This is a genomic window from Raineyella sp. W15-4, assembly GCF_033170155.1.
Lineage (GTDB): Bacteria > Actinomycetota > Actinomycetes > Propionibacteriales > Propionibacteriaceae > Raineyella.
Genome location: NZ_CP137079.1, coordinates 2,416,108 through 2,440,998 on the forward strand (window position 1 = coordinate 2,416,108; position 24,891 = coordinate 2,440,998).

A 24,891-nucleotide genomic window follows, 5' to 3' on the forward strand; every position below is an offset into this window, starting at 1 on the left:
GACAGCCTCGTACCCGGGGTACCCCACTCCCACTACCGGTAAGATGTGGCGGGGACGCGTCGTCACCGGGTCGGCCGGCAGGCCGCGAACCCCGCTCCACCGCACCTCGAGAGGACCAACGATGCTCCGCACGAACCAGGTCGACGACGCCATCAGGTCTGGCCGCACCGCGGTCAACGCCTGGGTCACGATGGAGTCGACCTACATCGCCGAGATCCTCTCGCACGCGGGTTTCGACTCGGTGACGATCGACGCCCAGCACGGCATGTTCGGCCGGGACGCGATCATGCCGATGCTGCAGGCCGTCTCCGCCGGGGCGGCGAGCCCGTTCGTCCGCTCCCCCAGTCAGGACCCTCGCGAGATCGGCTGGCTGCTCGACGCGGGGGCGTACGGCGTGATCGTGCCCGACGTCGCCACCCGGGAGCAGGCCGAGGCGGTGTCCCGGGCGTGCTTCTACCCGCCGCGCGGCACCCGCTCGCTGGGACCCACCCGGGGCACGCTCTACGCCGGACCGTCGTACTTCCAGGAGGCGGAGCAGGTCATCCAGGTCTGGCCACAGATCGAGTCGCGGGAGGGGTACGACAACATGGACGCGATCATGTCGACCCCCGGCTTGTACGGCGTCTTCGTCGGCCCCAACGACCTGGCGCTCAGCGTCGGTCTCAAGGCCGGCGAGGCGATGCCACCGCAGATCGTCGACATGGTGCACACCATCCTGGCCCGCAGTCACGAGCACGGCCTGAAGATGGCGATCTACTGTGCCGACGCCGACGAGGCGAAGTACTGGGCCGACCAGGGCGCCGACATGGTCAACCCGAGCAGCGACTCCGGTCTGCTGCTGACCGCGGGCCGGGCCCAGGTCGCCCACATCCTCGGCGACCGGGCACCGGACACTGTCGGGGCACCGCGGGCCTACTGAGGCTTACTGGTCCTCGTCCAGCATCTCCGGAGTGAGGCTGGCCTCGGTGTCCGGAATGCCCAACTCGGCGGCCCGCTTGTCGGCCATTCCGAGGAGTCGGCGGATCCGGCCGGCGATGGCGTCCTTGGTCAGCGGTGGCTCGTGCAGCCGGCCGAGCTCCTCGAGGCTGGCCTGCTTGTTCTCCATCCGCAGTTCGCCGGCCCGGCGCAGGTGCTCGGGCACATCGGCACCGAGGATCTCCAGCGCCCGCCCGACCCGGGCGCTGGCCGCCACCGCCGCCTGGGCGGACCGACGGAGGTTGGCGTCGTCGAAGTTGGCCAGACGATTCGCCGAGGCCCTCACCTCGCGCCGCATCCGACGCTCCTCCCAGGCCAGCACGGACTCGTGCGCGCCGAGCCGGGTGAGCATCGCCGCGATGGCGTCGCCGTCGCGGATGGCCACCCGGTCGATCTCGCGGACCACCCGCGCCTTGGCACTGATCCCGACCCGGCGGGCCGCTCCGACCAGGGCCAGCGCCGACTCCGGGCCGGGGCAGGTGATTTCCAGCGCCATCGACCGGCCCGGCTCGGTCAGCGATCCGTGGGCCAGGAAGGCGCCCCGCCAGGCGGCGACGGCAGCATCCAGGTCACCACCGACGATCTGCGGTGGCAGGCCCCGGACCGGACGGCCGTGCGGATCGATCAGGCCGGTCCGGCGGGCGAGGTCGTCGCCGTGTGTGGGCATCCGGACGACGTAGCGAGTGGCCTTGCGCAGGCCGGACCCGTTCACCACCATGAGTTCGGTCGGATAGCCGAACACGTCCTGGATGGCGGACCGCAGTCGGCGAGCCGCGGCCCCCGTGTCGAGTTCGGCCTCGATGACGATCCGTCCCCCGGCGAGGTGCAGGCCGCCGGCGAAGCGGAGCAACGCCGCCGTCTCCGCGACGCGGGACGTCGTCCGGGTGACCGGGACCGTCGACAGTTCAGCCTTCACCTGTTGGGTCATCGCCATTGCCCCATGGTCCCACAGCGACGGTCGGGGACCGCACGCCAAGTGCCGCGAGAGCCCCGACCGCCCCGATCCCGGCGGCTCCGGCGACCCTACAGGCCCATGATCTCGGCGTACGCCGCCGCCAGTCGCAGCGGGTCGTGGCGGGCGGAGCCGTCCCGCATGGCCACATCGGCGACGACCAGCTCGGCACCGAACGACTGGGCGAACCCCTCCAGGTGGTGCCGGTCGTCGGCGACGAACCGGGGGTCGGCGAGCACCACGTCGAGCCGCAGCTGCGGGGCGTGGTCGGCCAGCGCCTCGAGATGGCGCGAGGGCGTGAACCCGGAGGTCTCGCCGGCGGGCCTGAGGTTCATGGTGAGGATCCGGCGGGCCCGGGTACGGACCAGGGCGTCGGCGAGTTCGGGGACGAGCAGGTGCGGGATCACCGAGGTGAACCACGAGCCGGGCCCGAGGATCACCCAGTCCGCCTCGTGGATCGCCTGCAGCGCCTGCGGCACCGCCGGCGGGTCCTGCGGCAGCAGCCGGATGCCGGCCACCTCGGCGCGGGTGGTGGCGATCCGGGCCTGGCCGCGCAGCACGCTGATCTCGTCGGGGTGCAGCGGGTCGTAGCCGATCACGTCGGCCTCGATCTCCAGCGGGACAGCCGACATCGGCAGCACCCGGCCGCGGCTGCCGAGCAGCGACGCGACCATGTCGAGCCCGGTGACGGCATCGACCTGCTGCCACAGGCCGGCGATCAGCAGGTTGCCGATGGCGTGCCCGCCGAGCGGCCCGTGGCCGGCGAACCGGGACTGCAGGATCTCCGCCCACAGCCGGCCCTGGGAGTCATCGCCGCAGAGCGCGGCCAGGGCCATCCGCAGGTCCCCGGGCGGCAGGATGTCGAACTCTTGGCGCAGCCGGCCGGAGGAGCCGCCGTCGTCGGCGACGGTCACCACGGCGGTCAGCCGGTCGGTGATCCGCCGCAGGGCGGAGAGGTTGGCGAAGAGTCCGTGCCCACCGCCCAGCGCCGTGACGGCGGGACGACGGTCGAATCCGAGATCTGCGGCCAGCATGTCAGGGCAGCTCCACATCCCGGTGCACGACCGACGTGGGGATGCCGCGCAGGCCCAACCGACGGCCGAGGTCGATGGCCATCGAGGTGGACCGGTGGCGTCCGCCGGTACAGCCGATGGCGATGGTCATCAGCCACTTCCCCTCGTGGCAGTAGCCGGGGATGACGATCTCGGTGAGCAGCCCCTCGACCCGGTCCAGATAGTCCGCGGCCCCCTGCTGGGAGAGCACGTAGTCGCGGACCGGCTTGTCCATCCCGGTCATCGGCCGCAGCTCCGGGACCCAGTGCGGATTGGGCAGGAAACGTACGTCCAGCACGAGATCGGCGTCGACCGGCACCCCGTGCTTGAAACCGAACGAGACGACGGTGGCGCGGAACTTCCGTTCCTCTCCCCCGTACGCGTGTGACACCCGGTCCCGCAGCTGGTGGACGTTGAGGTTGGAGGTGTCGATGACGAGGTCGGCGACCGACCGCAGCGCCCCGAGCTGGGCCCGCTCGGCCTTCACCCCGTCGAGCAGCCGGCCGTCGCCCTGCAGCGGGTGCGGGCGGCGGGCCGACTCCTGGCGCCGTACGATCACCTCGTCGTTCGCCTCCAGGAAGAGGATCTCGGGGTCGATGTCGAGTCCGGTCGATCGGATCTCGGCCAGCGCCGGCATGACGTCGGCGAAGAGGGCCCGGCTGCGGACGTCCAGGACGGCGGCGAGGTTGTGGATCCCGGCGGCACCGAGCAACCGGGCGAGCTCAGGCAGCAGCTTCGGTGGCAGGTTGTCGACGACGTACCACCCGGCGTCCTCCAGGGCGTTCGCCGCGGAGGACCGGCCCGCTCCGCTGAGGCCGGTGACGATGAGGACCCGCTGTTCCTGTGCTGCCACGGCGCCATTATCCAATACCGGGCCGCGACCCACGGTTTCTGTGGCCATCCCGTTCACTCCTCGGTGATTTCGCCGGTGGCGGTGTTGAGCACCTCGCGCTGCGGTACGGACCCGACGGCCTCGACGACCGCCCGCGCGGTGGCGGGTCCGAAGCCCGGCAGGGCGCGGATCTCGTCCTCGGTGGCCGTCCTGAGCTTCTTCACCGATCCGAACTCCTTCAGCAGGGTGGCCCGGCGCCCCGGGCCGAGGCCCTGGATGTCGTCGAGCATGGATTCCAGCATGGACCGGCTGCGGCGGGTCCGGTGGTGAGTGATGGCGAACCGATGCGCCTCGTCACGGACCCGTTGCATCAGGTAGAGACCCTCGGAGGTGCGCGGCAGGATCACCGGGTAGTCCTCGTCGGGCACCCAGACCTCCTCCAGCCGCTTGGCCAGGCCGCACAACCCCACCTCGGTGATGCCGAGGTCGGCCAGCGCCCGCCGGGCCGCCTCGACCTGCGGCGGGCCACCGTCGACGACCACCAGCGAGGGGGCGTACGCGAACCTCAACGGCCGGCCGGTGGCCGGGTCCACCAGGGCCGGACCGTCGCCCCCACCGGCGTGCGCACCCTTGAGCAGTTCCTGCTCCCGCAGCATCCGGCTGAACCGGCGGGTGATCACCTCGTACATCGAGGCGACGTCGTTCTGCCCCTCGACCCCCTTGATGGTGAAGTGACGGTACTCCGACTTGCGGGCCATCCCGTCCTCGAACACCACCATCGATGCGACCACGTCGGTGCCCTGCAGGTTGGAGATGTCGTAGCACTCGATCCGCAACGGCGGGGTCGGCAGCGACAGCGCCTGCTGGATCTCCTCCAGCGCCCTGGTCCGGGCGGTGAGGTCGACCGAGCGCTTCGTCCGGTGCCGGGCCAGGGCCTCCTCGGCGTTGCGGGTCACGGTGTCCATCAGGGTGCGCTTGTCGCCGCGCTGCGGCACCCGCAGCGAGACCCGGCTGCCGCGCCGCTCCGACAGCCAGTCGGCGTAGACCTCGGCGTCGTCCGGCAGCACCGGCACCAGCACCTCCCGGGGGATCGGCCGGGCCTCGCCGTTGACCTCGCCGTCGGTCACCTCCAGTTCCCCGGCGGCACCGTAGAGCTGGGTGAGGAAGGTCCCGACCAGCTCCGGCTCGGTCTGGTCGGCGGTCCGGTCGGCTACCCAGCCACGGCGCCCGCGCACCCGACCACCGCGGACGTGGAACACCATCACGGAGACCTCGAACTCCTCGGCGACCATCGCGATCACGTCGGCGTCAGTGCCGTCACCGAGCACGATGGCGTTCTTCTCCATCGCCAGGTTGAGCGCCGCGATGTCGTCGCGCAGCACTCCGGCGCGCTCGAACTCCAGGTTCGCCGCGGCCTCGGCCATCTCCCGGTCCAGCCGTCGGACCAGGCCGGTGGCCCGGCCCGCCATGAACTGGCAGAAGTCGTCGGCGATCGCCCGGTGCTCCTCGGCGGTGACCCGGTCCACGCAGGGGGCGACGCACTTGCCGATGTAGCCGAGCAGGCAGGGCCGGCCGGCCGCGCGGGCGGTCCGGAAGGTCCCGGCAGTGCACGACCGCATCGGGAAGACCCGCAACAGGGTGTCGACCGTCTCCCGGATCGCCCAGGCATGACCGTACGGCCCGAAGTAGCGCCAGCCGCGACGCTTCTTGCCCCGCCCGACGAAGACCCGGGGATAGTCCTCCGACCAGGTCACCGCCAACCAGGGGTACGACTTGTCGTCGCGGTACATCACGTTGAACCGCGGGGCGTACTCCTTGATCCAGGTGTACTCGAGGCCGAGCGCCTCCACCTCGTTCTGGACCACCGTCCAGTCGACCCGGGCGGCCGTGGTGACCATCGCCTGGGTGCGGGGATGCAGGTTCGACAGGTCGGCGAAGTAGGAGTTCAGCCGCTGCCGCAGCGACTTGGCCTTGCCGACGTAGATCACCCGGCCGTGCGCGTCGCTGAACCGGTAGACCCCCGGTTCGAGGGGGATCGACCCGGGCGCCGGGCGATAGCTGGACGGATCGGCCATACCGCCCAGCATAGGTCCGGGGGCGCCCCCGGACCGGGACGCGCGGGCGGGGCCGGTCCGCCAGGACCGACCCCGCCCACCCCCTCCGTCAGGGGTCACCGTCCGTTCCGGACCGCGACCCGCGTCTCAGGCGCCGAACCACTTCGCGGTGCAACTGGCGATCGCCCGCTCGAAGCTGTCGTCGCTGTGCCGGCTGCGGATCCACGCGTCGAGGTCGCCGGCGGCGGCCGCGGTCTCCCGCCGGCAGCCCTCCGGGTCGGTCACCGCGTGGAAGAGCATCTCCTCCGCCTGCTGTTCGGTGTCGTAGAAGTAGAGGTAGCCCTCCGGCAGCAGGGCGCGGGCCCACGGCAGGTCCGGGAAGACGCCGATCGCGCCGGCGGCCAGTGCCTCCAGGTACTGCAGGCCGTACGACTCGTCGGCCGAGGTGGCCAGGAATGCCGTGGTGTGGGCCAGCCGGTCCCAGTAGTCCTCCCGGGTCGCCATCGGGCCGACCCAGGTCCACTTCTCCCGGGAGATCCGCATCGCCTTCTCGGTGATCAGGTCCTTCTCCAGCAGGCGCATCTCCAGGGTGATCGGCGTCCGGGCCGCGACCGCGGAGACGACCCGGAGGAACAGGTCCGGCCGCTTGCGGGCGGCCAGGGTGACCGCCGGGTAGAGGACGACGGGGATCTTGGTGGTGGTGTGCGGGCGGACCCGCTGCAGGTGGATGCCCAGGTTCTCCCACCCGATCACCGCCTTCTCCGCCAGCGCCGGGACCGTCCAGGTGTCCAGGACGGCCCGCACCTCCGTGGCGGTGCGCTCCGAGTTCGCGAAGGTCGGGAAGAGCCCGAACGACAGCCCCAGGGAGGCCTGCCGGACGGTTTCCGGATACTCCGACACGTTCTGCCAGATGAAGTTCATCACCTGGGGTCGGCGCGCACCCTCCTTGAGCACCGTCCACACCAGCGGCGAGTCGAGGACGTCCATGTTGATCACCACGGTGTCGTCGCCGTCGAGGAACTGCAGGGGCTGCTGGACGAACCCGCGGCAGCGGCGCGGCTCGGGCCCGACCAGGATCGGGTCGGGGAACAACCGGAGCAGGCGCCGGACCAGGGTGGGGCCGGCGCCCCGCCCGATCACGTCACCGTCGGCGTCGACCAACGGCTCGTGGCTGAGCGCGCCGAACTTGATCGCGATCCGCTTGGTCGCGTTGGCGGGTGCCTTGGGCGGAACGGACATCGTGGTCACCCCTTCCGGACCTGGTCGGTGGAACGGTCGGCCGGCACTCCGCGCCGGGGAACGGGGGCGGGCTCGCCGTCCGTCCCGACGGGTTCGGCGACGGACTCCGCACCGGTCCCGAGGGCGGCGGCCCCCGCACGTTCGGCGATCGGTTCCTCGTCCTGCTGCTCCTCGGCCCCGGTGTCGTCCAGCCGGGAGGTGATCCGCATGCCGTAGAAGGAGCGGCGGACGAAGAACGCCGAAGCGAGGAAGAACACCACGGCGAGGACGGTGACCAGGACGCCGAGCCCGCGGCCGCTGAGCGCCACCGCCAGTTCCACGGCCAGCAGGCCGAACAGGGTGGTGAACTTGATCACCGGGTTGAGGGCGACCGAGGAGGTGTCCTTGTACGGGTCGCCGACAGTGTCCCCGACGATCGTCGCATCGTGCAGGGCGGTGCCCTTGGCGTGCAGGTCGGTCTCGACGATCTTCTTCGCGTTGTCCCAGGCACCGCCCGCGTTGGCCATGAAGATGGCCTGGTAGAGGCCGAAGACGGCGATCGAGATCAGGTAGCCGATGAAGAAGTACGGCTCCACGAAGGCAAAGGCGAGGGTGGCGAAGAAGATGCCGAGGAAGAGGTTGAGCATGCCCTTCTGGGCGTACTGGGTGCAGATCTCGACGACCTTCTTGGAGTCGGTCTCGCTGGCGCGGGTGACGGTGTCGTCGAGCCGGATGTTGTCCCGGATGAACTCCACCGCCCGGTACGAGCCGGTGGTCACCGCCTGGATGGTGCCGCCGGTGAACCAGTAGACCACCGCGCCACCGGTGATCAGGCCGAGCAGGAACGGCGGATGGAGCAACGACAGGTTCTCGATCCCCTGGGTCATGCCCTGCGTCAGGCCCATGATGATCGAGAAGATCATCGTGGTGGCGCCGACCACGGCGGTGCCGATCAGCACGGGCTTGGCGGTCGCCTTGAACGTGTTGCCGGCGCCGTCGTTCTCCTCCAGCATCAGCTTCGCGCTCTCCCACTCCGGCCGGAAGCCGAAGTCACGCTCGATCTCCTCGTCGATCCCGTCGATCTCCTCGATGGTCGACAGCTCGTAGACCGACTGGGCGTTGTCGGTGACCGGGCCGTACGAGTCGACGGCGATCGTCACCGGCCCCATGCCGAGGAAGCCGAAGGCCACCAGGCCGAAGGCGAACACCGACGGGGCCAGCATCAGGGCGTCCAGACCGGTCGTCGAGATGCCGTATGCGACGGCCATCAGGCCGATGATCGCGATGCCCAGCCAGTAGCCGGAGAAGTTGCCGGCGACCAGACCGGACAGGATGTTGAGCGACGCTCCGCCCTGCCGGGAGGACTTCACCACTTCCTGGACGTGGCGGCTCTTGGTCGAGGTAAAGACCTTGACGAGCTCGGGGATCAGCGCGCCGGCGAGGGTGCCGCAGGAGATGATCATGGCGAGCTTCCACCACAGGCCGGAGCCGAGGTCGGGGATCAGCGCCCAACTGGTGAGGAAGGTGAAGGCGATCGACATCAGCGAGGTGAGCCACACCAGGCTGGTCAGCGGCGCCTCGAAGTCCATCCGGTCGGCGTCGGCGTAGCGCGACCGGGTGATCGCGGCGTTGATGAAATAGGACACCGCGGACGCGATGACCAGGACCGCGCGGATCACGAAGATCCACACCAGCAGGGTCACCTGGGTCGCGACGTCGTGGACGCCGAGCAGGATGAAGGTCACCAGTGCGACGCCGGTGACGCCGTACGTCTCGAAGCCGTCGGCGGACGGGCCGACCGAGTCACCGGCGTTGTCACCGGTGCAGTCGGCGATCACGCCGGGGTTGCGGGCGTCGTCCTCCTTGATCTTGAAGACGATCTTCATCAGGTCGGAACCGATGTCGGCGATCTTGGTAAAGATGCCGCCGGCGATCCGCAGCACGGACGCGCCGAGGGACTCGCCGATGGCGAACCCGATGAAGCACGAGCCGGCGATCTCCCCCGGCAGGAACAGCAGGATGAACAGCATCATGAACAGTTCGACCGAGATCAGCACCATGCCGACCGACATGCCGGACCGCATCGGGATGGAGTGCACCGGGTGCGGCTTCCCCCGCAGGGACGCGAAGGCCGCCCGGGAGTTGGCGAAGGTGTTGACCCGGATGCCGTACCAGGCGACGCCGTACGACCCGGCCATGCCGATCAGGCTGAACAGCAGCACCACCGCGACCCGGCCCCAGCCGAAGCCGACCAGGAACTTGTAGTACGCGAAGATGACGGCGCCGATCACCGCCCACAGGATCAGCAGGAACCGGCCCTGGGTCTGCAGGTAGGTCCGACAGGTGGAGTAGATCAGTTCGGAGATCTCGTGCATCGAGCGGTGCACGGGCAGTTTGCGGAGCTGGGCGTACGTCACGACGCCGAACAGGAGCCCCAACAGACACACCACCAGCCCGACGGCGAGGAGGATCCTCCCGTCGATGCCGCCCAAGAACCCGACCTGGGACAGGTCCGGCAGGGTCAGGTTCGCCTCGCCACCGATCCGGTGGTCACCGCTGGTCGCAGCACCACCGCCGGCGCTGCAACCGGCCAGTGTGGTGGCCAGCACGGCCAAGGTGGCGACGAGCGCGATCCGCGCACGAGGAGGGGAACTCAGGGTTGACCGGCGGGCCGAAGCCCGCGGCAGTGGTCCGCGATGGTGGTCCGTCATGATATGATCCTGGCTTCCTTGCGAGAGATGTCAGACGGTTTATGGCTTTCTCAGTCTATGACAGGGCGTAGTAGACACTCTGGTGACATTTCTCTCACGTGAGGTTTTTCACAGGGATGCCGCGGCACGGTCCGGGCGCCGCACGGTCCGGCGCTCCCGGCTAGCATCGGGGCCACGCCGCCGGGCACCCGGCCGCCCCACCCACCCAGGAGGAACTGGATGCACCCGCAGCGCCGCACCGTTTTCAAGCTCGCCGGAGCCGGCGCTCTCGCCGTGTCGGCCCCATTGGGCCTGTCGGCCTGCAGCGCGGATCCCACCGGCGGCAACGCCCGGACGCGGACCACGAACAACCGTCAGCTGCGGGTCAAGAAGACCGACATCCCGGTCGGCTCGGGGGTCATCTACCCCGACGACGGCTACGTGGTGACCCAGCCGACCGCCGGCCAGTTCGAGGCCTTCTCCGATGTCTGTCCGCACCAGGGCTGCCCGGTCCGGCAGATCACCTCCGACAACCGGATCCACTGCCTCTGCCACAACTCCTACTTCGCGATCGCCGACGGCACGGTCCTCGACGGGCCGGCACCGACCGGCCTGGCCCGGGCGACCTTCGTGGCGGAGGGCGACGAGATCGTCGTGAAGGGCGTCAAGTAGTCGGTCAGCTGGCCGGCAGCGGCTCGGGCTGTCCCACCGCGACGTCCGCGGGCGCGCCCGCCGCGCCCCCGCCGGGCGCCAGGATCGGGCGCAGGTAGCGGCCGGTCCACGACTCCTCGCAGTCGGCGACCTGCTCCGGGGTGCCCTCGACGACGATCGAGCCGCCGCGGCGTCCGCCCTCGGGGCCCATGTCGATGATCCAGTCGGCGGTCTTGATCACGTCGAGGTTGTGCTCGATGACGATCACCGTGTTGCCCTGGTCGACCAGCCGGCCCAGCACCCCGAGCAGCTTGCGGATGTCCTCGAAGTGCAGGCCGGTGGTGGGCTCGTCGAGGACATAGACCGTCCGCCCGGTGGACCGGCGCTGCAGCTCGGCGGCCAGCTTCACCCGCTGGGCCTCGCCGCCGGACAGGGTGGTGGCCGGCTGGCCGAGGCGTACGTAGCCCAGGCCGACGTCGACCAGGGTCTGCAGGTGCCGGGAGATCCGCTTGATCGGCTCGAAGAACTCCAGCGCCTCCTCGATCGGCATGTCGAGGATCTCCGCGATGGTCCGGTTCTTGTAGTGCACCTCCAGCGTCTCCCGGTTGTACCGGGCGCCATGGCAGACCTCGCACGGGACGTACACGTCGGGCAGGAAGTTCATCTCGATCTTCAGCGTGCCGTCGCCGTGGCACTCCTCGCACCGGCCGCCCTTGACGTTGAAGGAGAACCGGCCCGGGCCGTAGCCGCGCATCTTCGCCTCGGGAGTCTCGGCGAAGAGCTTGCGGATCTGGTCGAACACCCCGGTGTAGGTGGCCGGGTTGGAACGCGGCGTCCGCCCGATCGGCGACTGGTCGACGTGGATCACCTTGTCGATCTGGTCCACCCCCTGCACCGCGCGGTGCTTGCCGGGGACCGCCTTGGCGGCGTAGAGCTGCTTGGCCAGCGACCGGTAGAGGATCTGGTTGACCAGGGTGGACTTGCCCGACCCCGACACGCCGGTCACCACGGTCATCGTGCCGAGCGGGAAGGTCACCGTGACGTGCTGCAGGTTGTTCTCGTACGCGTCCCGGACGATCAGCTCCCGGCCGGCGGTGCGGGGACGGCGGACCCCCGGCATCGGGATGGAGCGGCGCCCGGCCAGGTAGGCGCCGGTGAGGGACTGGTGGTTGGCGAGCAGCTCCTCGTACGGTCCGGAGACCACCACGTCGCCGCCGTGCTCACCGGCCCCGGGGCCGATGTCGACCACCCAGTCGGCGGCCCGGATGGTGTCCTCGTCGTGCTCGACGACGATCAGGGTGTTGCCCATGTCCCGGAGCCGCTCCAGGGTCTGGATCAGCCGGGCGTTGTCGCGCTGGTGCAGGCCGATGCTCGGTTCGTCGAGGACGTAGAGCACGCCGACCAGGCCGGCGCCGATCTGGGTGGCCAGCCGGATCCGCTGGGCCTCGCCGCCGGACAGCGTGCCGGCCGACCGGGACAGGGTGAGGTAGTCGAGGCCGACGTCGACGAGGAACTGCAGCCGCAGCCCGATCTCCTTGACCACCCGCTCGGCGATCTGTGTCTCCCGCTCACTGAGCCGCAGGCCGGCCAGGAAGTCCGCGGCGTCGGTGATCGCCATGTCGGCGACCTCGGCGATCGACTTGCCGCCGACGGTCACGGCCAACGAGCTCGGCTTCAGCCGGGCGCCCTTGCAGGCGGTGCAGGGCACCTCGCGCATGTAGCCGGCGAACCGCTCGCGGGCGGTGTCGGTCTCGGCGTCGTCGTGGCGGCGGGCGATCCAGTGCACCACGCCCTCGTAGGAGGTGGTGTACTTGCGCTCCCGGCCGAACCGGTTGCGGTAAGAGACGTAGACCGGTGCCCCGTGGCCGCCGAGGATCAGGCCCTGGACCTCGGCGGGCAGATCCCGCCAGGGCGCGTCGAGGCTGAACCCCTCCTCCTTGGCCATCCCCTGCAGCAGCCGCATGAAGTACTCGCTGGTGTGCGAGCCGGCCCACGGCGCGATCGCCCCCTCCGCGATGGACAACTGGTCGTCCGGGATGACCAGGTCCGGATCGACCTCCATCCGGGTGCCGATGCCGCCGCACTGCGGGCAGGCACCCCACGGCGAGTTGAAGGAGAACTGGCGCGGCTCGAGCTCGTCGATGTTGACATCGTGCCCGTTGGGGCAGGCGAGGTGCTCGGAGAAGCGGATCTCGCGCTCCGGGTCCTTGAGGTCGCGGTCGACGAAGTCGATCGCCACCACCCCCTGGGTGAGCCCGAGAGCGGTCTCGATCGAGTCGGTGAGCCGCCGGTGGGCGCTCGGCTTCACCACCACCCGGTCGACGATCACGTCGATGTCGTGCTTCTTCTGCTTGGTCAGCTTCGGCGGGTCGGTGAGCTGGTGCTGTTCGCCGTCCACCCGGACCCGGGCGTAGCCCTGGGTGGTGAGCTGCTGGAACAGGTCGGCGTACTCGCCCTTGCGACCGCGGACGACCGGGGCGAGCACCTGCAGCCGGGTGCCCTCGTCCAGCGCCATCAGCCGGTCGACGATCTGCTGGGGCGACTGGCGACTGATCGGCGCCCCGCAGACCGGGCAGTGCGGGTGCCCGGCCCGGGCCCAGAGCAGACGCAGGTAGTCGTACACCTCGGTGATGGTGCCCACCGTCGAGCGCGGATTGCGGCTGGTCGACTTCTGGTCGATCGAGACGGCCGGGGACAGCCCCTCGATGAAGTCGACGTCCGGCTTGTCCATCTGACCGAGGAACATCCGCGCGTACGAGGACAGCGACTCGACGTAGCGGCGCTGGCCCTCGGCGAAGATGGTGTCGAAGGCGAGGCTCGACTTGCCCGACCCGGACAGCCCGGTGAACACGATCATCGCGTCCCGCGGCAGGCTCAACGAGACGTTGCGCAGGTTGTGCTGGCGCGCCCCGCGCACGACGATGCGGTCCAGGCCGCCGGTGCCCGCAGGGTGACCGGCCGCTCGGCCGAGCACCTCGAGCTCCCCCAGGGCGCTCCGGTCGGACGCCGGTGCGGACTCGGAGGAGCGGGTGTCGAGGGGATCGACTCGGCGGACTGGGCGGGTGCTCACCCGGCAATCCTATGCACATGGCTCTGACAGTCCGGTTTCCTCGGGCCGGGCGGTCCCTCCGGGGAGAGCGGGTGAGCCCTGCGGTCACCGGCCGGGCGGTGCCGTGACGTCGCCGCCGGGAAGGACGCCGGGCGGTGTCGTGGCACCCTGGCCGAGACGGGGACCACCCGGCTCGTACGATCCCTGGTCGAGCCGGAACGGCGGATACCGGTCGGTCATCAGCGCCGCGTACGCCGCGACCCGCCACCCCCAGCGGTTGAACCCCATCACCAGCGCGTAGAGCTGCTGAGGGTAACGGCCGCTGAACAGCAGGGCGATCAGGGCGATCAGCACCAGGATCGGGACGACCCCCGGCCAGTTCAGCCGAACCGTCTCCTCGCTGCTGGTGTTCCCGTTCGAGGTGCCGAACAGGACGGCCAGGATGATGTAGTGCGGGATGGCCAGCAGCCACCACTTGACCAGCACCAGACCACGGGACAGCCGCTCCGGGTAGCGGACGTCGAGTCGGGCCGGGTAGTCCGGTCGGTCGGCGAGGGTGAACGGCGGGTAGGCGTCCGTGGCGGCGACGTCGTACAGGTAGTACTGCACCCGCCAGGCCCACCGCATGACACCCAGCAGGTAGTCGAACGCCGCTCTGGGGTACTGCGCGGTGATCAGGACGGCGAAGAACGCCCAGATCCACACGACGACCGCGCCGACCGCGAGGAGGCAGAGGACGACGAGGTGGGGGATGGCGAGCAGCCACTTCACCAGCCACAACCCACGCGACGCTGCGGGGACCGCGGCGCCTTCGACGATGACCGGATACTGGACCACGTCGGGTCCTTGCAGCGGAACAGTCATGCCACCATCATGGTCGTGATCCGGCGGTCGGGTCCGAGGATCGGGCGATCCGGGGCGACCGCGCCCGTGGCCGCCATTGCCAGCGTCGCCGGCGTCGGCCACTCTGGGAGGAGAAGAACGCCGAGGTCGGCCACCCGGGGGAGACGCCTGGAGAAAGAAGCCCATCATGCGCTGCGTGCTGCTGCTGAACAATGCCGAGCCGAAGCCCGGCGAGGTGTCGCCGGAGGCCATCGCGGCCATGCAGGAGGCGTTCGGGACGTACGGCCGGGAGCTGGAGGCGGCTGGCGTGCTGGTCGCCGCCGAGGTCCTCACCGCGCCCGCCGAGGGGACCAGCCTGACCCGGCGGACCTGGGCCGTGGACGCCCGGCACGGGCCGTTCGCCCCGGCCACCGAACCGCTGATGGGCGTGTTCGTCCTCGATGTCCCCGATCGCGCGACCGCCCTGGCCTGGGCAGAGAAGTGCCCCGGCGCGACGTACGGCATCGTCGAGGTCAGGACCTCGGCCACCTCGTTCGTCGATGGGCAGTGGCGCTGACCCGGGCCGGAGTGCGCAGCGATCGGCCGTCGGTGACGGGTCGCCGCCCCGCAGCACAGGACCGGCCCGTTCGCCGCGTCCCCGGTGCACGATGCGGGTCGGAGGGACGGCGATGACACACCGCTGGCCCGATCCCGATGCCCTCGAGCTCCTGGTCGCGGTGGCCGAGCACGGCAGTGTGGGGGCCGCCGCGCGGGCCCTCGACATGGCCCAGCCGAACGCCTCCCGCACCCTGCGCGGTCTGGAACGCGAGCTGCGGCTGGAGCTGCTGCAGCGTACGCCGCACGGTTCGTCGCTCACCCCCGAGGGCGCGCTGGTGGTGACCTGGGCCCGCGCCGTGCTCGGCCAGGCGCAGACCCTGGTGGACGGTGTGGCGCTGTTGCGCCGGGAGCGGACCGCCCGGGTGGCGGTCGCGGCGACCCCGCTGATCGCCGAGCACCTGCTGCCGATGTGGGTGGCCGAACTGCGCAGCACCGCCCGGGCCCGGGCACCCCAGTGGTACCGCAGCGGCGCGCCGAAGGACACCCCTGCCTTCACCGCGGCCGGCGAGGTCGAGGTGGACCTCACCGTCGCGGATTCCGGTCAGGTGCTGTACCTCGTCTCGCACGGCGAGGTGAGTCTCGGCTTCACCGAGGAACCGGCCCGGGCGGCCGGGTTGGAGGTGCTCACCTTCGGGACGGAGGGGCTGGTCGTCGCCGTCGCGCCGCACCACCGGTGGGCCCGGCGCGAGTCGCCGGTCTCCGCCGCGGAGGTGGCCCGTACGCCGCTCGTCCTGCAGTCGACCGACGCATCGACCCGACGGGTGGTGGACCGCGCGCTGGCGGCGTACGACCCGGTGTCGCCACGGCAGGAGTATGCGTCGGCTGCCGCCGTGCTGGCCGCGGTGGCGGCTGGCATCGCCCCCGGGGTGGTCGGGAGCCTCGACGCGGCCGGGTGGATCCGGACCGGCCGGGTGACGACGGTCGCCGTCGCGGACCTGGCGCTGTCCCGGCCGCTGCAGGTCGCTTGGCCGAAGGGCGGCCGGCCCCCGGACCTCGCCGGCGAGTTGCTGGGGATCGCCCTGGCCCACGCCCGGCGGTACGCGGCCCCCGGCCGGATGGGCTGACCGGTCGGGGGACCACCACCCTCATCGTCGCCGCCCTCGTCGTCGCCCCGAATCCTGTCGCCGATCCCCCCGCCGTGGTTATCGTGGACCGGTGAGCACCGACACCCCCGGCCTCGAGACCCTGTCCCAGGTCCGCCCCGCCCTCAGCACGGCCACGCACGACCTGTTGGGCGCCACCATCCAGGTGAGCGACGAGGACTGGGCCCGGCCCAGTGCTCTCCCCGGATGGAGCCGCGCCGAACTGGCCGCCCACCTCGCCCGCCACGCCGACGCCCTCCGCGGCGTGGTGGAGGGCGCGCTGCGCGGCGAGGACGTCCCGCTGTACCCGTCCCCCGACGCCCGGGACGCCGGCATCCGGGCCGGGGCCGATCGCACCGGTCTGCAGATCCAGGAGGACCTCGACACCGCCTGCGGTCGGCTGGAGCACGCGTTCGACGAGGTGCGGGACTGGGCCATGCCGGTGCCGTTCCGGGACAGCCGGGTGCCGGTGGCGACGCTGCCGCTGGGCCGGCTGGCCGAGGTGGTCATCCACCATATCGACCTGGCGATCGGGACCGGCTTCGACGACCTGGATCCGGTGGTCGCCGCCATCGTCCTGGACTGGGCCGTCGACCGGATCGGCCGCAAGCCCGGCGCACCGGCGCTGCGGCTCGTCGGGCCGGACGGTCGGCAGTGGCGGACCCCCGCCGCCGAGGCCGCGGAGCACGACTCGGCGGGATCCGCCGTCACCCCCACCGAGGTCTCCGGCGCTCCCCAGCGGCTGCTCGGTTGGCTGGCCGGCCGGCTGGGCGCGGACGCGGTCGCCGGTGCCGACGCGGTGGCCGTTCCGTCATGGTGACGCCGGTGGCGCCGTCGGACCGGGCCCACCCGGATAACACCCCCGCCCCGGGGTTCCACGTCACGCCCGGCGGGCCGGCGCGGCTGATCGAGCTGGCGGACCTCACCCTGACCAAGGTGTCGGTGGGGCCGACCGACAACAACGCGTACGTCGTCGCGCGCGGCGACGGCCCGGTCGTACTGGTCGACTGCGCGGCCGATCCGGACCGGCTGACCGCGGTGCTGGCGGGCCGTACGGTCGGCGTCATCGTCACCACCCACCGGCATCCGGACCATCTCCGGGCGCTGGGCGAGTTGGCCGAGCGTACCCGGGCCCGGCTGGTCTGCGGCGAACCGGACCGTACGGCCATCGAGGAACGGACCGGCACCGTCCAGACCGGACTGTGGGACGGTGACCGGGTCCGGTGCGGCGACCTCGACCTGGCGGTGATCGGGCTGGTCGGCCACACCCCAGGATCGATCACGCTGGTCGTCTCCCCCGGGACCGGGCCCAGTCACCTGCTCACCGGGGACGCGATCTTCCCGGGCGGACTGGGCCGGACCAGCTCACCGGCCGACTTCGACTCCTTGTTCTCGGACGCCGCCGGCAAGGTCTTCGACCGGTTCCCCGACCCGACCGTGTTGCACCCCGGACACGGGGACAGCACCACGATCGGCCGGGAGCGACCACATCTCGACGAATGGCGCCGCCGCGGCTGGTGACCGCGGGCTCAGACGGATCCGGTGAGCCCCGTCAGTCCCGGCGGGCGTCGAGCACGATGTCGATGGCCGTCCCGGTCGGGGTAACCCGTTCGGTCTCCTCCAGGCGGAGTACGGTGAGCTCCCCCGCCGCCGCCCGGAGCTGGTCGAGGTCCAGCAGCATGGCCGGGTCCTGCGGGCCGCCGACCCCGTCGGTGAGGTTGCGCCGGGCATGGCCGACGACCAGCAGGTGCCCGCCCGGCGCCACGTATCGGCGGAGCGTGCCGAAGACGTCGGCGGGCAGGTGCATGAAGGAGACCAGCACCAGGGCGTAGTCGTGCGGCGGCGCCCAGGTGGTGATGTCGTCGACGACCCAGGTGACGTCCAGGCCGCGGCGCCGGGCCTCCGCCTCGCCCCTGCCCAGGCCGACGGCGGAGAAGTCGATCGCAGTCACCTCCCAGCCGCGTTCGGCGAGCCAGACGGCGTGGCGCCCCTCCCCCGCCGCGACGTCGAGGGCCCGGCCGGGCGCCAGACCGGTGACGACGGTGGGCACCATCTCATGCGGATCGGACCGCCAGAGGTGGTCGCGCTCGGCGTAGCGACGGTCCCAGGTGGCGGCGTCCGGTGTGGTCATCGGGTGGCCTCGACCATCTGGCGCAGTTCCTTCTTCAGCTCGGCGATCTCGTCGCGGAGCCGGGCCGCCACCTCGAACTGCAGTTCCGCGGCCGCGTCGTGCATCTGCGTGGTGAGGTCCTGCACCAGCTGGGCGAGCTCGATCGACGGCACCCCGGACAGGTCTCGCACCGCCCCGGACTCGACGGCGGGTGAGGTGGGGCCGTCCAGGGTGTGATAGCCCCGGCCGGCGGTCCGGGCCATCAGCTCGTCGGTGTCGGCATCCTCCCGGGCGAGCATCTCGGTGATGTCGGAGATCTTCTTGCGCAGCGGCTGCGGATCGACACCGTGCGCCCGGTTGTAGGCCATCTGCACGTCCCGACGCCGGTTGGTCTCGTCGATCGCCAGTCGCATCGACGGGGTGATCCGGTCGGCGTACATGTGCACCTGACCGGCCACATTGCGGGCGGCGCGACCGATCGTCTGGATCAGCGACCGGTCGGAGCGCAGGAAGCCCTCCTTGTCGGCGTCAAGGATCGACACCAGTGACACCTCGGGCAGGTCGAGGCCCTCGCGGAGCAGGTTGATGCCGACCAGCACGTCGTACGCCCCGAGCCGCAGGTCGCGCAGCAACTCCACCCGCTTCAGGGTGTCGATCTCCGAGTGCAGGTAGCGGGTCCGGATCTGGTGCTCCAGCAGGTAGTCGGTGAGGTCCTCGGACATCTTCTTGGTGAGGGTGGTGACCAGCACCCGCTCGCCGCGCGAGGTGCGCTCCCGGATCTGGCCGATCAGGTCGTCGATCTGGCCCTTCGTCGGCTTGACGATGACCTCCGGGTCGATCAGTCCGGTCGGCCGGATGATCTGCTCGACCACGCCCGCGGACCGCTCGAGCTCGTACGTGCCGGGGGTGGCGGAGAGGTAGACGGTCTGCCCGATCCGCTCGACGAACTCGTCGAACTTCAACGGCCGGTTGTCCATCGCACTGGGCAGCCGGAACCCGAAGTCCACCAGGGTGCGTTTGCGGGACATGTCGCCCTCGTACATGCCGCCGATCTGCGGGACGGTCACGTGTGACTCGTCGATGACCAGGACGAAGTCCTCCGGGAAGAAGTCGAGCAGACAGTTCGGTGGGGTGCCGGGCCCGCGGCCGTCGATGTGCCGGGAATAGTTCTCGATCCCCGAACAGGTGCCGATCTGGCGCATCATCTCCGTGTCGTAGCCGGTCCGCTGGCGCAGTCGCTGCTCCTCGACCAGCTTGCCCTGGTCGTGCAGTTCCACCAGCCGGTGGTCGAGTTCCGCCTCGATCCCCTTCAACGCGCGGTTCATCCGCTCCGGGCCGGCGACGTAGTGGGTCGCCGGGAAGACGTACATCTCGTGGTCCTCGCTGAGCACCTCCCCGGTCACCGGGTGCATTGTCGACAGCGACTCCAGCTCGTCGCCGAAGAACTCGGCGTGCACCGCGTACTCCTCGTACATCGGGAAGATCTCGACCGTGTCGCCGCGCACCCGGAAGGTGCCGCGGGTGCCGGCCAGGTCGTTGCGGGCGTACTGCATCTCGACCAGCCGGCGCATCAGGTCGTCGCGTTCGTACTCCTCGCCGACGGTCAGGGTGAGCATCCGGTCGACGTACTCCTGCGGCGTACCGAGGCCGTAGATGGCAGAGACGGTGGCGACCACGATGACATCGCGGCGGGTCAGCAGCGAGTTGGTGGCGGAGTGCCGGAGCCGCTCCACCTCCTCGTTCAGTGAGGAGTCCTTCTCGATGTAGGTGTCCGTCTGCGGGACGTACGCCTCCGGCTGGTAGTAGTCGTAGTACGAGACGAAGTACTCGACGGCGTTGTCCGGGAAGAAGTTGCGCAGCTCGGAGGCGAACTGGGCGGCCAGCGTCTTGTTCGGCTGCATCACCAGCATCGGCCGCTGCAGCCGCTCGGCGAGCCAGGCGACCGTGGCGGTCTTGCCGGTGCCGGTGGCGCCGAGCAGCACCACGTCCTTCTCCCCCGCCTCGATCCGGTGCTGCAACTCGTCGATCGCCTGCGGCTGGTCACCGGCGGGCGCGAAATCGCTGACGACGTGGAACGGGGCGACACGACGGGTGATGTGACTGACCGGACGCATGCTCCGAGCGTACGCGGTGGCACCGACAACGCCGATCCGAGCGACAGCGCGACCACAGTCAGCGGAGATCTGGCAGCGGACCGCACCACGCCACGATCCGCCGGACCATCAGAACGACGAAGGGCCCCCGCACAGGGCGGGGGCCTTCGTCGTTCATGCACACCACTCAGCCGTGCACCCGGTCAGCGTCAGGGCACTGGCCGGCACAGCCGGACCGTACGCTCAGTGGGAGCCGGTCAGCTTGTCACGCAGGGCCTGCAGGGCCTCATCGGAAGCCAGCGACCCCTCGGCCGGCTCATCGGACTCCTGGACGGCGCTGCTGGAGTACGAGGTGCCGGCGTCGACCGCCGCGGTGGCCTCGGCCTTCTCGGCATCCACGACCTGCTGCTTGTGCAGCTCCCAGCGACGCTGTGCCTCGGCGTACTGCGACTCCCAGGCGGCCCGCTGCTCGTCGAAGCCCGGCTTCCAGTCGTTGGTCTCCGGGTCGAAGCCCTCGGGGTAGATGTAGTTGCCCTGGTCGTCGTACGAGGCGGCCATGCCGTAGAGCGTCGGGTCGAAGTCCTCGGCGTTGATGTCGATGCTCTCGTTGGCCTGCTTGAGGGACAGCGAGATCCGGCGACGCTCGAGGTCGATGTCGATGATCTTGACCATGACCTTGTCGTTGACCGAGACGACCTGCTCCGGGATGTCGACGTGGCGCTCGGCCAGCTCGGACACGTGGACCAGACCCTCGATGCCCTCCTCGACCCGGACGAACGCGCCGAACGGGACGAGCTTGGTGACCTTGCCGGGGACGATCTGGCCGATCTGGTGCAGACGGGCGAACGCCTGCCACGGATCCTCCTGGGTCGCCTTCAGCGACAGCGAGACGCGCTCGCGGTCCATGTCGACGTCCAGGACCTCGACGGTGACCTCCTGGCCCACCTCGACGACCTCGGACGGATGGTCGATGTGCTTCCAGGACAGCTCCGAGACGTGCACCAGGCCGTCGACACCGCCGAGATCGACGAACGCGCCGAAGTTGACGATCGAGGACACCACACCCTTGCGGATCTGGCCCTTCTGGAGCTGGTTGAGGAAGTTGTGCCGGACCTCGGACTGGGTCTGCTCGAGCCAGGCACGCCGCGACAGGACCACGTTGTTGCGGTTCTTGTCCAGCTCGATGATCTTCGCCTCGAGTTCCTGGCCGACGTACGGCTGGAGATCCCGGACACGACGCATCTCGACCAGGGACGCAGGCAGGAAGCCGCGCAGGCCGATATCCACGATCAGACCGCCCTTGACGACCTCGATCACCCGGCCGGTGACCACGCCGTCCTCTTCCTTGATCTGCTCGATCGTGCCCCAGGCGCGCTCATACTGGGCGCGCTTCTTGGACAGGATCAGCCGACCTTCCTTGTCCTCCTTCTGCTGGACGAGAGCCTCGACCTCGTCACCGACCTGGACGACCTCGAAGGGGTCCACGTCGTGCTTGATGGAGAGTTCCTTGGAAGGGATAACACCCTCGGTCTTGTAACCGATATCGAGGAGGACCTCGTCACGGTCGACCTTGACCACGGTGCCGGTGACGATGTCACCGTCGTTGAAGTACTTGATAGTGCCGTCGACTGCCTGGGCGAACTCGTCTGCAGAAGCAAAGTCGTCGACAGCGACCTGAGGCGTAGCCTCAAGGGAGGAGGTCATGTAGTAGGGCTCCGGTGTGGATGGTGATGCGTCACGCTGGCGACCCTGTTCACACCGGGCCAGCGATCAACTCAACAAACGCGGACAACTTCTGTCGGTCAAACTCATGAACCCCGTACGAGCGTGTCCCACTCCGTCCGAAGACACGCAGGCCACAGCGCGAGACAAGACTACCGCGGGGTTCTCGGAGAGGTCAATCCGATAGGACTCGCCCAGTGCCTCCACGTGGCGCCGGTCGGCGTGCTCAGTGGGCCGCCTCGTGCCAGGACCGGCCGCTGCCGACCGACACGTCAAGCGGCACGTCCAGCTCCATCGCCGACCCCATCGCCTCCCGGACCAGGGTCTCCACCCGGTCCCGCTCCCCCGGCGCCACCTCGAACATCAGTTCGTCGTGGATCTGCAGCAGCATCCGCGAGGCCAGGCCCGCCTCCCGCAGCCGGGCGTCGACCCGGAGCATGGCCAACTTGATGATGTCCGCCGCGGATCCCTGGATCGGCGCATTCAGGGCCATCCGCTCGGCCATCTCACGACGCTGCCGGTTGGAGCTGGTCAGGTCCGGCAGGTAGCGGCGGCGGCCGAGCAGGGTGGCGGTGTAGCCCGATCGGCGGGCCTCGTCGACCACCCCGGTGAGGTACTCGTGGACCTCGCCGAAGATCGCGAAGTAGTCCGCCATCAGCTCCCGGGCCTCGGCCACCGGGATGCGCAGCTGGTTGGACAGTCCGAAGGCGGACAGGCCGTACGCCAGGCCGTAGTTCATCGCCTTGATCTTGGCCCGCTGGGCGCCGGTCACCTCGTCGGCCGGCACGCCGAAGACGTGCGAGGCGGTCACCGCGTGGAAGTCCCGCCCCGAGCGGAACGCCTCGATCAGTGCGTCGTCGCCCGAGACGTGGGCCATGATCCGCATCTCGATCTGCGAGTAGTCGGCGGTGAGCAGACACTCGTACCCTGCTCCGACGACGAACGCCTCACGGATCCGCCGGCCCTCCTCGGTGCGGACCGGAATGTTCTGCAGGTTGGGGTCGGTGCTCGACAGCCGCCCGGTCGCAGCCACCGTCTGCAGGAAGGTGGTGTGGATCCGCCCGTCGTCGGCCACCGCCTTCTGCAGCCCCTCCACCGTCTGGCGCAGCTTGATCGCGTCGCGGTGCTCCAGCAGGTGGGCCAGGAAGGGGTGGTCGGTCTGCTCGTAGAGGGTCTGCAGGGCCTCGGCGTCGGTGGTGTAGCCGGTCCGGGTACGCCGGGTCTTCGGCATCCCGAGATCGTCGAACAGCACCGCCTGCAACTGCTTGGGCGAGCCGAGGTTCACCTCGTGGCCGAGCACGTCGTACGCCTCGGCGGCGGCGCGGCGGACCCGGGCGTCGAAATCGCCGTGCAGGTCGTCGAGCAGGTCGGTGTCCACCGCGATGCCGGTCCGCTCCATCCCGGCGAGCACCCGCATCAGCGGCAGCTCGACGTCGTGCAGCAACTGCGTCGCCTGGTGACTCTCCAGTTCCTCCTCCAGCACCCGGGCGAGCCGGCGGACCGCCTCGGCCCGGATCCGCGCCTCGTGGCCGGCCGAGTCGGACTCGTCCCCCAGGTCCAGCGCCAGCTGTGCCGGCGCCCCGCCGGCCTCGTCGACGACCAGGTCCTGGTGCAGCGCCCGGCTGACCAGGTCGGCGAGATCGTACGTCCGCTGGTCGGGGCGCAGCAGGTAGGCGGCCAGCGCGGTGTCCGACCAGAGGCCATCGGGAGCCCAGCCGCGCGCCCAGCAGGCCAGCAGCGGGCCCTTGCCGTCGTGGATGACCTTGTGCCGGGTCGGATCGGCGAACCAGTCGGCCAACGCCCGATCGTCGGTCGGCGTCAGCTCGGTGGGGTCGACCGTCACCGCATGGCCGTCCGGACCGGCGACGGACAGACCGACGATGTCGCCGGTGCCGGCGCTCCACCGGCCGGTCACGTCGAGGCCGCTGGGACCGGTCGCGGTGTGGGCCGCCAGCCAGTCCCCCAGCGCGCCCGCCGCGGGCGTGTCGTCGACCACCTCGAGGGCCGCCGGGCGGTCGTCGTCCGTGGCTCCCTCGTCGGCGGGCAACAGGTCGAAGAGCCGGTCGCGGAGCACCCGGAACTCGAGCTGGTCGAACAGCTGGTGCACCGCCTCCCGGTCGACGGCGTGGCACTCCAGCTCCGCGGGAGTGACGTCGATCTCCACATCGCGGACCAGCCGGTTGAGATCACGGTTGCGGCGGACGTCCGCCAGGTGCTCGCGGAGGCTGTCCCCGGCCTTGCCCCTCACCTCGGAGACCCGGGTGAGGAGGTTGTCCAGGCCGTCGTACTGGGTGAGCCACTTCGCCGCGGTCTTCGGCCCGACGCCGGGGACGCCCGGGAGGTTGTCCGAGGTCTCTCCCACCAGGGCGGCCAGCTCCGGGTAGCGCTCGGGGGCGACCAGATACTTCTCCTCGACCCCGGCAGGATCGAGATCGAGCAGGTCGGAGACGCCCTTGCGGGGATAAAGGACGTGGACCCGGTCGGTGACCAGCTGGAAGGTGTCGCGGTCGCCGGTGCAGACCCGGACGTCCATCCCTTCCCGCTCCGCCCGGGTGGCGAGGGTGGCGAGCAGGTCGTCCGCCTCGAAGCCCGCCTTCTCCAGGTGCAGGACGCGCATCGCGTCGAGCACCTCCTTGATCAGCTCGACCTGACCACGGAACTCCGCCGGGGAGGCGTCGCGGGTGGCCTTGTAGTCCTCGTACGCCTCGGTGCGGAAGCTGCGCCGGGAGACGTCGAACGCGACGCCGATGTGGGTGGGCCGCCAGTCCCGCAGCAGGTTGATCAGCATCGAGGTGAAGCCGAAGACGGCATTGGTCACCTGGCCGGTGCTGGTCGAGAAGTTCTGCACCGGCAGCGCGAAGAACGCCCGGTAGGCGACGGAGTGACCGTCGATCAGCAGGAGCCTCGGCCGGCCCTCCTCGGCCGGGCTCGTCGCTGGGGAGGTACTGGGTGCTGTCGTGGTGGCCACGCG

At 70.4% G+C, this 24,891-nt stretch carries 18 protein-coding genes; 6 read left to right on the forward strand and 12 right to left on the reverse strand.

Annotated features, from left to right (window positions below):
- Window positions 1–121 precede the first annotated feature (121 nt).
- A complete protein-coding gene (locus R0145_RS11320) occupies window positions 122–919 on the forward strand; it encodes an HpcH/HpaI aldolase family protein (RefSeq protein WP_317836948.1) in 798 nt (265 codons plus the stop codon).
- Between the two features lie 3 nt (window positions 920–922).
- On the opposite strand, the gene whiA is transcribed toward R0145_RS11320, so the two are convergent.
- The 6 genes from whiA to R0145_RS11350 form a co-directional block, all read right to left on the reverse strand.
- Window positions 923–1,909: a DNA-binding protein WhiA gene (whiA, locus tag R0145_RS11325; RefSeq protein ID WP_317836949.1), complete on the reverse strand. Its 987-nt coding sequence runs from the start codon at window positions 1,907–1,909 to the stop codon at window positions 923–925.
- Between the two features lie 89 nt (window positions 1,910–1,998).
- A complete protein-coding gene (locus tag R0145_RS11330; RefSeq protein WP_317836950.1) occupies window positions 1,999–2,961 on the reverse strand; it encodes a uridine diphosphate-N-acetylglucosamine-binding protein YvcK in 963 nt (320 codons plus the stop codon).
- Between the two features lies 1 nt (window position 2,962).
- Window positions 2,963–3,832, reverse strand: a complete 870-nt coding sequence (rapZ, locus tag R0145_RS11335) for an RNase adapter RapZ (protein WP_317836951.1) — start codon at window positions 3,830–3,832, stop codon at window positions 2,963–2,965.
- Window positions 3,833–3,885: 53 nt separating this feature from the next.
- A complete protein-coding gene (gene uvrC, locus R0145_RS11340) occupies window positions 3,886–5,886 on the reverse strand; it encodes an excinuclease ABC subunit UvrC (protein ID WP_317836952.1) in 2,001 nt (666 codons plus the stop codon).
- 126 nt (window positions 5,887–6,012) lie between these two features.
- Window positions 6,013–7,104: a glycosyltransferase family 1 protein gene (locus R0145_RS11345; protein WP_317836953.1), complete on the reverse strand. Its 1,092-nt coding sequence runs from the start codon at window positions 7,102–7,104 to the stop codon at window positions 6,013–6,015.
- 5 nt (window positions 7,105–7,109) lie between these two features.
- A complete protein-coding gene (locus R0145_RS11350) occupies window positions 7,110–9,794 on the reverse strand; it encodes a sodium-translocating pyrophosphatase (RefSeq protein WP_317836954.1) in 2,685 nt (894 codons plus the stop codon).
- Window positions 9,795–10,013: 219 nt separating this feature from the next.
- On the opposite strand from R0145_RS11350, the gene R0145_RS11355 reads away from it, so the two are divergent.
- Window positions 10,014–10,445, forward strand: coding sequence for a Rieske (2Fe-2S) protein (locus tag R0145_RS11355; protein WP_317836955.1), 432 nt, complete (start codon window positions 10,014–10,016; stop codon window positions 10,443–10,445).
- Window positions 10,446–10,449: 4 nt separating this feature from the next.
- Here the strand turns inward: R0145_RS11355 and uvrA are convergent, their stop codons facing one another.
- On the reverse strand, window positions 10,450–13,356 hold the full coding sequence (uvrA, locus tag R0145_RS11360) for an excinuclease ABC subunit UvrA (RefSeq protein WP_317840222.1): 2,907 nt from the start codon (window positions 13,354–13,356) through the stop codon (window positions 10,450–10,452).
- A 222-nt stretch (window positions 13,357–13,578) separates the two neighbouring features.
- The gene (locus tag R0145_RS11365) at window positions 13,579–14,337 is read right to left on the reverse strand and encodes a DUF4389 domain-containing protein (protein ID WP_317836956.1); all 759 of its coding nucleotides are present in this window, start codon (window positions 14,335–14,337) and stop codon (window positions 13,579–13,581) included.
- 166 nt (window positions 14,338–14,503) lie between these two features.
- On the opposite strand from R0145_RS11365, the gene R0145_RS11370 reads away from it, so the two are divergent.
- The 4 genes from R0145_RS11370 (at window position 14,504) to R0145_RS11385 (ending at window position 17,516) form a co-directional block, all read left to right on the forward strand.
- A complete protein-coding gene (locus R0145_RS11370) occupies window positions 14,504–14,872 on the forward strand; it encodes a YciI family protein (protein ID WP_317836957.1) in 369 nt (122 codons plus the stop codon).
- Between the two features lie 112 nt (window positions 14,873–14,984).
- Window positions 14,985–15,977 (forward strand): LysR family transcriptional regulator, encoded by a 993-nt coding sequence (locus R0145_RS11375; protein ID WP_317836958.1) that lies wholly within the window; start codon window positions 14,985–14,987, stop codon window positions 15,975–15,977.
- A gap of 91 nt (window positions 15,978–16,068) precedes the next feature.
- The gene (locus R0145_RS11380) at window positions 16,069–16,815 is read left to right on the forward strand and encodes a maleylpyruvate isomerase family mycothiol-dependent enzyme (protein ID WP_317836959.1); all 747 of its coding nucleotides are present in this window, start codon (window positions 16,069–16,071) and stop codon (window positions 16,813–16,815) included.
- Window positions 16,816–16,820: 5 nt separating this feature from the next.
- On the forward strand, window positions 16,821–17,516 hold the full coding sequence (locus R0145_RS11385) for an MBL fold metallo-hydrolase (RefSeq protein ID WP_317836960.1): 696 nt from the start codon (window positions 16,821–16,823) through the stop codon (window positions 17,514–17,516).
- Window positions 17,517–17,547: 31 nt separating this feature from the next.
- Here R0145_RS11385 and R0145_RS11390 read toward each other — a convergent pair whose 3' ends face one another.
- From R0145_RS11390 to polA, 4 genes are all read right to left on the reverse strand, one after another.
- Window positions 17,548–18,126, reverse strand: coding sequence for a class I SAM-dependent methyltransferase (locus tag R0145_RS11390; protein ID WP_317836961.1), 579 nt, complete (start codon window positions 18,124–18,126; stop codon window positions 17,548–17,550).
- Window positions 18,123–20,219 carry an excinuclease ABC subunit UvrB gene (uvrB, locus tag R0145_RS11395; RefSeq protein WP_317836962.1) on the reverse strand — a complete coding sequence of 699 codons (2,097 nt, stop codon included), beginning with the start codon at window positions 20,217–20,219 and terminating at the stop codon, window positions 18,123–18,125. Before uvrB ends, R0145_RS11390 begins: the two co-directional genes overlap by 4 nt.
- Window positions 20,220–20,441: 222 nt before the next feature.
- Window positions 20,442–21,902 (reverse strand): 30S ribosomal protein S1, encoded by a 1,461-nt coding sequence (gene rpsA / locus R0145_RS11400; RefSeq protein WP_317836963.1) that lies wholly within the window; start codon window positions 21,900–21,902, stop codon window positions 20,442–20,444.
- Window positions 21,903–22,146: 244 nt separating this feature from the next.
- Window positions 22,147–24,888 (reverse strand): DNA polymerase I, encoded by a 2,742-nt coding sequence (polA, locus tag R0145_RS11405; RefSeq protein WP_317836964.1) that lies wholly within the window; start codon window positions 24,886–24,888, stop codon window positions 22,147–22,149.
- Window positions 24,889–24,891 lie beyond the last annotated feature (3 nt).